The organism is Stenotrophobium rhamnosiphilum (assembly GCF_003052265.1).
Classification (GTDB): Bacteria; Pseudomonadota; Gammaproteobacteria; order Nevskiales; family Nevskiaceae; genus Stenotrophobium; species Stenotrophobium rhamnosiphilum.
In genome coordinates this window covers 457,083-468,758 of record NZ_QANS01000001.1, presented here as the reverse complement: position 1 = coordinate 468,758, position 11,676 = coordinate 457,083, and the positions used below count along the sequence as shown (strand labels likewise).

The window sequence follows — 11,676 nt, the reverse complement described above, 5'->3', positions numbered from 1 at the left end:
CATTCAGGTGAATCCCTTGTAATGGCTGCCATCACCACTCAGGGAGATCACATGAAAAACCAGAAACTACTCGTTGCCGCCAGCGCCGCCGCGCTCCTGCTGCTCAGCGCCTGTTCTAAGGTCAATGCCGATAACTACGCCAAAATCGACGCCGGCATGACCCGCGATGAAGTGCACAGCATCCTCGGCTCGCCTGACGACTCCTCTGGCGGCGGCATCGGTGACCTGACGATGACCACTGAAACCTGGAAAGGCAGCAAGCAAACCATCCGCATCAGCTTCGTCGGCGATAAGGTCGCCTTGAAAGCCCTCGGCGGTAAAGACGAGAAGTAAGCCCTAAAGCCGCTGTCCCCGATGCGCCCTGCTCCCTCTCGGAAGCAGGGCGCATTGTTTTACGACTCCCAGATCAGCTCGTCTTAACGAGTTCGTGAAACGTGCCAATATATTTATCATTTATATAATTGATAAATATTATAAAACATACAGTGCGCGCTCAGACAGAGATTGGGGCACCTCCCCTCCCTCCTTAAGTAGTACACAGAACAGCCTGCTCGGCGATAATGCGCGCCCTCAATCTTCATAGAACCCCGGAGCGCTCGTCATGTCGCAGGACCCTATCGTTATTGTTTCTATTGCCCGTACACCGATGGGTGGCATGCAGGGTTTCCTCTCGCCGTTCAGCGCCAGCCAGCTTGGCGCGGTCGCGATCAAAGCAGCAGTAGAACGCAGCGGCTTGCAGGCTACGGACGTTGAAGAAGTCATCATGGGTAACTGCTTGCCTGCCGGCCAAGGCCAGGCTCCAGCCCGCCAAGCCTCACGCGGTGCTGGCCTGCCAGATTCCGCTGGCGCGCTGACGATCAACAAGATGTGCGGCAGCGGCATGAAAGCGATCATGCTCGGCCACGACCTGATCAAGTCAGGCACCAATAAAGTCGTTGTTGCTGGCGGCATGGAAAGCATGACCAACGCGCCTTACCTGCTACTGAAAGCTCGTGGCGGCTACCGCTACGGCCACGCGCAGATGTACGACCACACCGCAATGGACGGCCTCGAAGACGCTTACGAGCGCGGCACCGCGATGGGCGTGTTTGCTGAACGCACCGTTGAGAAGTACGGCTTCACGCGTAAAGAGCAGGACGACTACGCGATTGAATCTCTCGTACGCGCCAAGCGCGCCAACGAAGACGGCAGCTTCGCTTTTGAAATTGCTCCAGTTGAAGTGCAAGGCAAAGCGGGCGTTGAGACGCTCGACAAAGATGAACAGCCAGCTAAAGGCAAGCCGGAAAAAATTCCGTCGCTGAAGCCCGCATTTAAGAAGGACGGCACCATCACCGCTGCCAACGCCAGCTCGATCTCCGACGGCGCTGCTGCTGTCGTGCTGATGACGCAGAGCGAAGCCGCCAAGCGCGGTCTCAAGCCACTGGCCAAGATCGTTGCTCACGCTTCGCACTCGCGCCTGCCTGCTGAGTTCACGATTGCACCTGTCACCGCAATTAGCGACGTGCTGGCCAAGGCTGGTTGGGATATCGCTGGCGTTGATGTCTGGGAAATCAACGAAGCGTTCGCAGTCGTTGCGATGGCGGCGATGAAAGAACACAAGCTCGACCACGCCAAGGTCAACATCAACGGCGGCGCCTGCGCACTGGGCCACCCGATCGGCGCTTCCGGCGCTCGCATCGTTGCCACGCTGATTGGCGCGCTGAAGAAAACCGGCGGCAAGAAAGGCGTTGCTACGCTTTGCATTGGCGGCGGTGAAGCCGTCGCTCTCGCAGTCGAGATGCTTTGATGCGTACGCTGCCGCTGATACTGGCCACCACTCTGCTGGCTGGCTGTATCAGCGGCGGCGATCCTGATCCGCAGACCACTGCGGTAGATCCTGCAACACTCTGCGTTGCTTCCGCATGTGGAGTGAAAACACAGCTGCTAGATATTCCCAGCGCTGAGAACACGCTGTTCACGCCGACAGGTCGACTGTTTGTTTCTGGCAGCGATAGCGTTTACGAAGTCACCAAAGATTCCAGTGGCTGGCATGCCACATCGCTCGCGACGACCAAGGCCAATTTCACTGGCTTGGCACAACGCGGCAATGTGATTTACGCCGCGGCCTTCGACGGCAATCTCTACGCTGCACGTCTTAACGACAATCCACCTGCCTTCAAAGCGATTCACGCGCTTGGCATGAGCTCTGCCAACGGCATGACGGCCGGTCCTGATGGCGAGTTGTACATCGTCAACGGACCACTTGGCGCCTCTATTCCAGCGCCGAAAATCATTCGCCTACGTTTCGGCAGTGACCCGATGAAGGTCACCGAACAAATTGATTGGCTCACCAGCAATCTGTATTTTCCTAACGGCCTGCAACGCCGCGGCAATACTCTGGTCGTCAGCGATAGCGATGTACTCAATGTCGCGATCGGCGCAGTGAAGTCGATTGAGATTAAGGCCGATGGCAGTGCGGGAGTGCCACAGCTGATTGGCAGCTTCCCTAGCCTGCCGGATGAAATTGGCTTGGTTGGCGATAGCGTTCTCGCGGCGTTCTACAGTAACGGCCAGATTGGCTTGATCGACGCCAGCGGCACCTTGGTTTCGCAGACGGATTTGCTGAGCTTCGAAAATCCTTCTTCAGTGAAGCTGGGTCAGCCGCCGATGTTCGAGCGAGGCGACCTGCTGGTCACAGAGAAAGGGCTGATCATCATCCCGCCAATCCCCGGCTATGGCAGCAAACTGTCGGTGTTTCAGCGCAAGCCTTGAGTCTTGTTGAAGACCGCCGATTGACAGCGATGCCGTTCCGTATCAGTTTGCACTGAATACAAACATTCGTCGGCAGCGGACAAAGGAATGACCTCAGAGATGGCCAGCAAGCTCATGCAGTTCTGCAGCTTCACGCTTGTCCGTAAATGTCTGCAGCTAGGCTTGCTCGCGGCGTTGTTATCACTGCCTGCCCAAGCGGGTACGCTGCCGACATTGGTAATGCCGGAAGGCGTTGGCATCAACATCCACTTCACTCGTGGCCACGAGAAGGAGTTGGATATGATCGCCGCCGCCGGAATACGCGTGGTGCGCACCGATCTCAAATGGGATGAAACTGAGAACTATAAAGGCGTTTACGACTGGTCGGCTTATGACGAGCTAGCGGCCAATCTTGCTAAGCGCGGCATGCGTCCTCTGTTCATTCTCGACTACTCCAACGCGCTGTACGAAAAAAGTACGCCCAAGATTTTTCAGAGCCTTTGGTCTTATCACGAGGTCATGTCGCCTCGCAGCCCCAGCAGCATCGCCGCATTTGCACGCTGGGCGGCCGCGGCCGAGCGGCATTTCAGCAAGTACAACGTGATCTGGGAAATCTGGAATGAACCCAATATCAAGTTCTGGAAACCAAAGCCGAATGTTGAGGAATACGCTCGCCTCGCGATGGCCACCTGCAACGCAATTCGCGCTGTCAACACCAATGCGACTGTTATCGCACCTGCCGCCTCAAGTTTTCCATGGGATTTCCTGGAAGGGCTTTTTAAAGCCGGCGTTTTAAGCTGCTTGGATGGGGTTAGCGTTCATCCTTACCGTTTATTCAAACTGCCTGAAACGGTTACGGAAGACTATGCCCGCTTGCGCAAATTGATTGAACAGTACACCCCTGCAAATATCAAAAAGACCATCCCGATTCTGAGTGGCGAATGGGGATACCCCACCGTGATCCGTGGCATTCCGCTAGAAGATCAAGCTGATCTTGCTGTGCGCATGCAACTCATCAATTTGCTCAACGGCGTTCCGCTTTCCATCTGGTACGACTGGAAAAATGATGGCCAAGAGCCAGGTAACTACGAACACAACTTTGGCATTGTCGGCAGCGACCTCACACTCAAACCAGCATACGACGCAATCAAGACCCTCACCGCACAACTGACCGGGTACCGCTTGGTGCAACGTGTAGATATCGGCCATCGCGACAATTACGCCTTGCTGTTTGCCAATGCCAAAGGACACAGCAAACTCGTTGTCTGGACCGCCGGCCGCGCGAACAACGTCCGCATTGCAGCACCGACATTGCCCCGCAACACGCAGTTGACCCTGATCGACGGCCGCGGCTTGCGAAGTGCACTAAAGCTAGACGGCAACTGGATTTCCATCCGGCTAACGAACTCACCGGCCTATATTGCCCCCTGAGACATCGGCAGACGCGCCCGCCTATCGCTGTCCTTGCAGCCAATTGCGCAAGCCCCGGCGACTGCCACCATGCACTATCGGCGTTGAGCTCATCGCGCCAAAAGAATTTAATCCTTGAGGGAGTTGTCCGTGTCTAATCTTTATCCGCATTTGCTGGCGCCGCTGGACCTTGGCTTTACCAAGCTCAAAAACCGTGTGTTGATGGGCTCCATGCACACCGGTCTCGAAGACCGCAAAAAAAACTACCCGCGTCTCGCCGAATATTTTGCTGAGCGTGCACGTGGTGATGTTGGCTTGATTGTCACCGGCGGCTTCGCACCGAATATCGCCGGCTGGGTCTCCCCTTTCGCGGGCCGCATGACGACACACAGTCACGCCAACAGCCATCGCGTGATCACCGATGCGGTACATGCTGAAGGCGGCAAGATTGCCTTGCAGATTTTGCACGCAGGTCGTTACGGTTATCACCCGCTCTCAGTTTCAGCGAGCCGCGTTAAATCCCCGATCACCCCATTCGCACCGCGCGAACTTTCGAGCAGCGGCGTGGAAGGTCAGATTCGCGACTTCATTCGCTGTGCAGTGCTCGCACGCGAAGCCGGATACGACGGCGTTGAGGTGATGGGATCTGAGGGATATTTCATCAACCAGTTTCTCGTTACGCACGTGAATAAGCGCACCGATGAATGGGGTGGCTCATATAGCAATCGCATGCGTTTGCCAGTCGAAATTGTCACGCGCATGCGTGAAGCCGTCGGCAAAGATTTCATCATCGTCTATCGCTTGTCGATGCTTGATCTGATTCCAGAAGGCCAGAATTGGGATGAGACGGTGCAGTTGGCAAAGGCTATCGAGAAAGCTGGCGCGACGATCATCAACACCGGCATCGGCTGGCATGAGGCGCGTGTTCCGACTATTGCCACCAGCGTTCCGCGCGGCGCGTTTGCGTGGGTAACGAAGAAGATGAAAGCAGAGCTGAGGATTCCGCTCTGTACGACGAACCGCATCAATGCGCCAGATGTTGCCGAAAAGATTCTGGCTGATGGCAGCGCCGACATGATCTCGATGGCGCGTCCGCTCTTGGCTGATGCGGAGTTCGTTAAGAAAGCTGCAAACAATCGCGCCGATGAAATCAATACTTGCATCGCTTGTAACCAAGCCTGCCTTGATCACACGTTTGCCTTGAAGATCGCGAGCTGCTTGGTGAATCCACGCGCCTGCCATGAAACAGAGTTGGTCTATACGCCAACGACTCAGAAGAAACGCATCGCAGTTGTTGGCGCAGGCCCTGCAGGTCTCGCCGCATCAACCGTGCTCGCTGAGCGCGGTCATGAAGTGCATCTGTTTGATGGCGCCGCTGAAATTGGCGGGCAGTTCAATATCGCCAAACAAATTCCGGGCAAGGAAGAGTTTTACGAAACGCTGCGCTACTTTGGTCGCAAGATTGAAACGACGGGCGTCAAGCTGCATCTCAACAAGCGCATTGACGCTGATGAGTTGATCAACGGCAAATACGATGAAGTACTACTCGCGACTGGCGTGACGCCGCGCGATCCAAAGATCAAAGGTCAGGACGGCAATCCGAAAGTGCTGTCTTACATTGACGTCCTGCTTCACAAGAAACCCGTCGGCAAACGCGTTGCGGTGATTGGCGCAGGCGGCATTGGCTTCGACGTCTCCGAATATCTGGTTCAAGGCGGTCATTCGCCAACGCTGCATCTCGACGAATGGCTCAAAGAATGGGGCGTTGCCGATCCCTCAGTTGCACGCGGCGGCGTTGCTGGCGTTCGCCCAGTGATCGCCCCACCTGCGCGTGAAGTTTTCCTGCTGCAACGCAAAGCCAGCAAACCTGGCGCTGGCCTTGGCAAAACCACGGGCTGGATCCATCGCAGCACACTGAAGATGAAGAACGTCGAGATGATGGGCGGCGTGAATTACGAAGCCATCGACGAGCGCGGTTTGCTAATCAGCTTCGGCGAGAAGCGCGAGAAAGCAACGCTGCTGGAAGTCGACAACATCGTGCTGTGCACCGGACAAGTACCACTACGCGCATTACAAGAACCGCTGACTGCGGCAGGCGTAAAAGTCCACCTGATTGGTGGCGCTGATGTCGCATCTGAGCTCGATGCCAAACGCGCGATTAACCAAGGAAGTCGCCTTGCAGCGACGCTGTAAGAGCGATCAACATCCTGTCTATAAAAAAGCCCCGCTAATGCGGGGCTTTTTCATTTGAACAAGAAATTAGTTGGGACTCACAGGATCGTCAGGATCTGAATTTCCACGGCCACCGCAAGGCACTGCATCGTACAACTGCGATAAGACTGTGCGGCAAGCTTGTGTTGGCGAGACAGGCTCTGTGCGTGGGTCATGCACTTGATCACCATCCACGACAATGGCTACATTTTTGAGATCAAACTGAAGGCTGGTATACAGAACATCCAGATCAAGGTTAGCGCTCGCAACAACCGCTGGCTTGCAGCCTTCACAGCTCACCACAACACCTTCACCCGCCACTGGTGATGCGCAGCCGCCGACAGTACAAACCGTTACAGAACCGACCTTGACCAGTACCTTTAAAACCTTATCGACTTGTGTAGCCAAATAGTCAGCGCCTTGAGTCGTGATAACAGCGATGGACGTTTTCAGCGTGTACGGTGCCGACGGCGCTGCAGCAACTTTGCGCAGGTTTTCAGGGTTGAATCGCGTGCTTGATGAGGTGTAAACACCGCGCGATGCATTGGCAGCAACCGCCTTACCAATTCGGCCGGTAACCGTATGCACTGACCCTTTCAATAACGTGTAAGAAGCAACGCCGCCGTTACCTTTTTTCGGAGGCAAAGCATATTTGTTGATTTTGAATGCGCTGTCCGGGGCAATCGCAAAGAGCGATGTATCCGACATCTGCCACTGCGTCCTGCCAGTGTCGGTCGTAAAAATCATATCGCCGACACCGAGGATGTTGCCGACGATCGCTATATCAGTTTGAGCACTGCGCTGAATTAATACACCACCATCGGCTGTTAACAATCGGCCAGTGGCTGCGGGATCATTAGAGGCGACGACTGCGCCTGTCCCAAAGAATGAGCCGCAAGCTAAAACGGCGGCTGCAATGTTCGCAATTTTCATCGTACTTCCCTCACACTTGCTGACAAATTAAGCCGTCAGCGCTTCATTTTTTCCTGAGACTTTTTCTCCTATCCGTGGACGTCGAGGACGATCTTGGCTACAAGCTCCTGCCATAGCCATCATGATTACATAGGTAGCAGCATTCGCGGGTATCTGCAAGTTGAAGTCTGTCACGCTATGGATTGCCAGTTCTGTGCTGGCCATCAAGAAAGCGAAACAAATTCCGACTCTTACGCGATCATTTCGTTTGCGGATCACCAAGACTGCATGCAAACAGCTAAGCGCCGCCAATATAAGCAGGATTGAAGTTCCAGGAATTCCCGCCTCAATCAAAAACTGGGCGTAGTCATTGTGGGCATGATCGTAATAGCCATAAGAATCGTCTGGCTGTCCTTTGCCAAAAACGGCAGCAAACGTCCCCATGCCTGAGCCACTAGGCGAATATTGCTCTATGAGGCCCGGATAGGCCTTAAAGGCAAAGGTTCTGGCTTCGGTCTCAGTATTGGTCTGCTCCAAGCGAGTGGTGAGCTTTTCCAAGCCGTACCAATTACTGACGATCCAGACATCAACAACGACCAAACTTAGAAATAAAACAGCGCTTTTTACAAACAACTGCCGTTCTTTGTAGAACAAATAAATAGGTCCCAATGCAATCAGGGCACTAAAAAACGCCAAGTTTCCGCCACGAGAACGGGTCAGCACTAAGCCGACCACGATGATTGCTAGGAATACGCGAACACGAAGCCGCGTACTGAATAAGAAATCCAACAAGGCGACTAAGCGTTTCTTCCAAGTGCTCAGATCCGCCACTTTAAGATCAGCGAGAATCAAGCCGATGGCCATCGCAGCACCGAGCTCAAGATAGCCAGCCAGATGATTACGATTCACAAAAGTGCCGGTAGCAAAACCTAAGTAGGCAGTCTTCTTTTCAAAAAATCCGTACTCAAGCCCAGAGAGCGTCATGATGCCGCCGTAGACGGCCTGCGCCAGCGCCGAAAACACAATCACCTGCCCCAGCATCTTGAGTCGGCCACGATCGCGTGCCAGACCAATCACCAGCACATATAGCGAGAAATACCCCAGTGATAGCATTACTTTTTGATGAGTACGCTCGGGCAGCAAGCTGATGGGCCACTCAGACTGCACAGCCAGGTCGGGAAACACTGAGGCGTAGTACTGAGCCGCGCTTGGCGCCAACCTCGCCAGCCAGTCAGGACTCAAGGGAATCGTTTGAAAAAATATCCAAGCGAGCCACAAAGCCCACAACAAAAGAGGCCAGAAATAGCGCTTTGGCAAAAACGCATCTTTATCTGTTTTGAAAATCTGGTTGCCCAGATAAATCACACAAAGGATGCCTGCCACGACACCAAGAGCCGCTTGAGCGCCAAAGCGATTGCTGCCCCACGGCAAGGGCAACCATGCCACCAACACCAGCAGGGCTCCGAATAAAACGTGATCTAAGGTCAACCGCGCTGGGGTGGTCGGCTGCTTCATGACTTTTTGACCGGCTTACGAAAGCAGCTGTCAGCTTCAGCGCCAAAATTGGAGCAAAGTCCATGACGCCATCGCGCAGCGGCGCACCAAGCATTGGTGTCAGCCTGCAAGATGATGGTGTTGTCGCAGAGCAACAACTCTTGCTCTTCTACATAGGCATACCAGAGCACTACCGCTGGCTTGGTCCAGTATGCGAATCGAATGCTATTCAACCACTGCGCGCGCAAGCTGGGGCTGGACTGAGAAAACACTCTCAGACCGACGACGGCTAAAGACATGTGAATCGGTTTAGATTTTCGCGCCCACGTTTGGGCCTGCAAGACAGCCCGATCAAGGCGCTGATCAAAAATTCCAGCGTTGACGAGTGCCAGCGCGTAATCGCGCCATAGATAGGCATCTGCAGGCGCAAGCGTCAACGCCTTCACATATTCATCGAGTGCCTTTTGAGGCTTGTTCAGAAACAGATCGTTACTGGCTTGCGACTGCACGGCTCGCGCGCTGTACGGCTGCAACTTGAGTGCGATGCCCGCGGCCTGTTGGGCGACACTTCGAGTTTCTGAAGACTGCCCGCGTTGCTCAGAGAAACGCAGATAAGATTCAGCGAGAATCCAACGTGCATTGCTATAGACGCCGCACGCGACAAGCACGATAAGCGCGCTCAGCAACAACAGCCTCGTCGACGGCTGAACCCCCACGCAGATCTCCCCTCTCAAGAAACCCCAAGCAACCGCAAGTAATCGCTATGCGTAGTAGCGATAATCGTAATAGTAAGTACCGTAACGCTTAGAGTGCTTCTTCATATTGACGGCATTAATCACAGCACCAACCAGCGGTGCGCGTGCCTGTCGCAACTGTCGCACTGAGTTCTTGATCAAGTTACGTGTTGTGCTTTCTGCCTTCACAACAAAAATAACTGCGTCCACATGCTGAACGAGCAGCAAGGTGTCGCTAACAGCTTGGCAAGGCGCAGAATCAAAAATGATTCGATCGTACTGAGCAGCAAACGATTCAATCAGCAAATGGAATTTCTGCGAAGCCAGAACCTCACCCGGATTGGGTGGAATTTGTCCGACTGGAAGGACGTCGATCTTTCCGGATTCGATGCGGTGAACACACTTATCCAAAGGAGCGGTGCCGGACAGATATTCCGTCAGGCCAGGCAACTTATCGGTCATTCCCAATGACCTGCTAACCGATGCACGGCGCAAATCGCAGTCGATCAACAGCACACGTTCCATTTGACCAAACGCCATCGCCAGATTGCAGGAGATGGTCGTCTTACCTTCTTTAGGCGCCGACGATGTCACCACAATCTTCTTTCGCTTATGCGAAAGGTCAGCCAACAGAAGACCTGTTCGAATACTGCGCAAGCCTTCGCTAAATCCGGTCTTGGGCTCGGCGACAAACTGCGTCGAACCCTTTGCCTTGTCCTCAAACTCCGGCAACGCAGACAGAACCTGCAAGCCGGTTAAGAGCTCCATTTCTTCAGCGGAAACGATGGTGTCGCTGAGCAAATGTCGCAGCAGCGCACTCAGGATACCGAGAGCAAAACCAATGGCCAGGCCCCACAACAGAATTTTCTTCTTCTGTGGCTTGAACGATTTAGACGGAACAACCGCTGGGTCGATTACTCGTGCAACAACTTCTTGATAGTTGCCAGCAGATTCCGTCTCTTTGAAACGTGTCAGAAACAGATTGTAAAGATCGCGGTTGGTCGCAACATCACGCTGCAAGGCATCCAATTGAGCCTGCTTACGATCAAGACCACGAACCTGATTGCGAACACCTTGATCCTGAATACTCAACTGACGCTCAGTTTCAGACGCCACTTCATAACCCGCCTTGACGCCTTGAGCAGCAATCAACAACTGGCTGTGATACGAAGCCGTCGCAGAATCCAGCGCAGCTTTGGCAGTGGCCATGGCCGGATGCTTGGCGCCGTAGCGTGACGCCAGCGATTTCAGCTTCTGCGTCTCTTCAAGTACGCGAGTTTTGGCATCTACAACGACTTTATCGTTGAGCAGAACGCTGATGTTCTCGAGCTGTGCAAAATTATTTCCAGCTTCTTTGACCTTTTTATAGGCGCTGGCATATTCCGTTTTCTTACGCTGCGCTTCTTGAATTCGTTGCGCGTTATCTGTGACCTGCTGTTCAACCAAGCCACGCGAACCGCCACCAACGCTGACGAGCTGTTCTTTGTCACGGAAATCCTGCAACGCACCTTCGGACTTATTCAAGTCTGCACGGATCGTTTCTAAACGTTCATTCAACCAAGTCGTCGTCGTACGCGTCATCGCAAGACGCGATTCCAAATTGCTTTCGATAAAGACTGCTGAAAGCGCATTAGCCACTTCAGCGGCAAGATCTGGGCTCTTTGATTCGTAATGAACACGGACCAGCTTGGTGCCGTACATCGGTTCAATAGTCAGATTGGCGCCAAAAAGATCTACTGCCTTTTCCAACGTTCGGGCATCTTCTGCTGCAGAGTCCTTGGGAGCGCTGGTGTCAGCCAGAAACGGCAGCCAAGACAGCCAATCAATATCGGCTAAACCACCACCAGACTTCATTCCAAAGTCGGGATTCTCAATCAGCTTGAGTTTTTTGATCGTGCGACGGGCTAACTCCCGGGTTTCGAGAAGACCGTATTCAGTGCCAACCTGTTCGTAAGTTCCGTAGCCAGGATCATAAACATCCTGCACTTCTTTAATTGGACGATTGGATCGATTTTCGATCTGCAACAACACGGTCGCACGATAAATGGGGGTCGTCGCAAAAATCCACAGACCTGCCAAAAGCGTAATGACGACGGTGACGCTGAGGATGCCCCAACGGTGCTGAACAAGCGCACCCAACAATTCCCTCAGATCCAAAAATTGCTCATTAACGAGAGAGTTTCCT

The 11,676-nt window shown here is 53.8% G+C and carries 9 protein-coding genes; 5 read left to right on the top strand and 4 right to left on the bottom strand.

The annotated features are described in order from the left end of the window. Positions 1–51 precede the first annotated feature (51 nt). The 5 genes from CJD38_RS18850 (at position 52) to CJD38_RS02145 (ending at position 6,333) form a co-directional block, all read left to right on the top strand. Positions 52–333: a hypothetical protein gene (locus tag CJD38_RS18850; RefSeq protein WP_107939000.1), complete on the top strand. Its 282-nt coding sequence runs from the start codon at positions 52–54 to the stop codon at positions 331–333. Positions 334–601: 268 nt separating this feature from the next. Further along, positions 602–1,786, top strand: a complete 1,185-nt coding sequence (locus tag CJD38_RS02160; protein ID WP_107938646.1) for an acetyl-CoA C-acyltransferase — start codon at positions 602–604, stop codon at positions 1,784–1,786. Next, positions 1,786–2,751 carry a hypothetical protein gene (locus tag CJD38_RS02155; protein WP_107938645.1) on the top strand — a complete coding sequence of 322 codons (966 nt, stop codon included), beginning with the start codon at positions 1,786–1,788 and terminating at the stop codon, positions 2,749–2,751. Before CJD38_RS02160 ends, CJD38_RS02155 begins: the two co-directional genes overlap by 1 nt. A gap of 87 nt (positions 2,752–2,838) precedes the next feature. Further along, positions 2,839–4,161: a cellulase family glycosylhydrolase gene (locus tag CJD38_RS02150; RefSeq protein WP_107938644.1), complete on the top strand. Its 1,323-nt coding sequence runs from the start codon at positions 2,839–2,841 to the stop codon at positions 4,159–4,161. Between the two features lie 129 nt (positions 4,162–4,290). Then, positions 4,291–6,333, top strand: coding sequence for an NADPH-dependent 2,4-dienoyl-CoA reductase (locus tag CJD38_RS02145; protein WP_107938643.1), 2,043 nt, complete (start codon positions 4,291–4,293; stop codon positions 6,331–6,333). A gap of 66 nt (positions 6,334–6,399) precedes the next feature. On the opposite strand, the gene CJD38_RS02140 is transcribed toward CJD38_RS02145, so the two are convergent. From CJD38_RS02140 to CJD38_RS02125, 4 genes are read right to left on the bottom strand one after another with little or no spacing between them, the layout of a single operon-like run. Beyond that, positions 6,400–7,284: a FecR family protein gene (locus CJD38_RS02140; RefSeq protein ID WP_107938642.1), complete on the bottom strand. Its 885-nt coding sequence runs from the start codon at positions 7,282–7,284 to the stop codon at positions 6,400–6,402. A 27-nt stretch (positions 7,285–7,311) separates the two neighbouring features. Continuing rightward, positions 7,312–8,778, bottom strand: coding sequence for an O-antigen ligase family protein (locus tag CJD38_RS02135; protein WP_107938641.1), 1,467 nt, complete (start codon positions 8,776–8,778; stop codon positions 7,312–7,314). Next, a complete protein-coding gene (locus CJD38_RS02130; protein ID WP_146165899.1) occupies positions 8,775–9,473 on the bottom strand; it encodes a tetratricopeptide repeat protein in 699 nt (232 codons plus the stop codon). The genes CJD38_RS02135 and CJD38_RS02130 overlap by 4 nt, the downstream gene beginning before the upstream one ends. Positions 9,474–9,518: 45 nt before the next feature. Beyond that, positions 9,519–11,648 (bottom strand): GumC family protein, encoded by a 2,130-nt coding sequence (locus CJD38_RS02125; RefSeq protein WP_161554136.1) that lies wholly within the window; start codon positions 11,646–11,648, stop codon positions 9,519–9,521. Positions 11,649–11,676 lie beyond the last annotated feature (28 nt).

Excerpts from the sequence above, each read along its gene's own strand:
- CJD38_RS02155 (WP_107938645.1), top strand. The coding sequence starts at position 1,786 with ATGCGTACGCTGCCGCTGATACTGGCCACCACTCTGCTGGCTGGCTGT.
- CJD38_RS02150 (WP_107938644.1), top strand. The coding sequence starts at position 2,839 with ATGACCTCAGAGATGGCCAGCAAGCTCATGCAGTTCTGCAGCTTCACG.
- CJD38_RS02160 (WP_107938646.1), top strand. The coding sequence starts at position 602 with ATGTCGCAGGACCCTATCGTTATTGTTTCTATTGCCCGTACACCGATG.
- CJD38_RS02135 (WP_107938641.1), bottom strand. The coding sequence starts at position 8,778 with ATGAAGCAGCCGACCACCCCAGCGCGGTTGACCTTAGATCACGTTTTA.
- CJD38_RS18850 (WP_107939000.1), top strand. The coding sequence starts at position 52 with ATGAAAAACCAGAAACTACTCGTTGCCGCCAGCGCCGCCGCGCTCCTG.
- CJD38_RS02140 (WP_107938642.1), bottom strand. The coding sequence starts at position 7,284 with ATGAAAATTGCGAACATTGCAGCCGCCGTTTTAGCTTGCGGCTCATTC.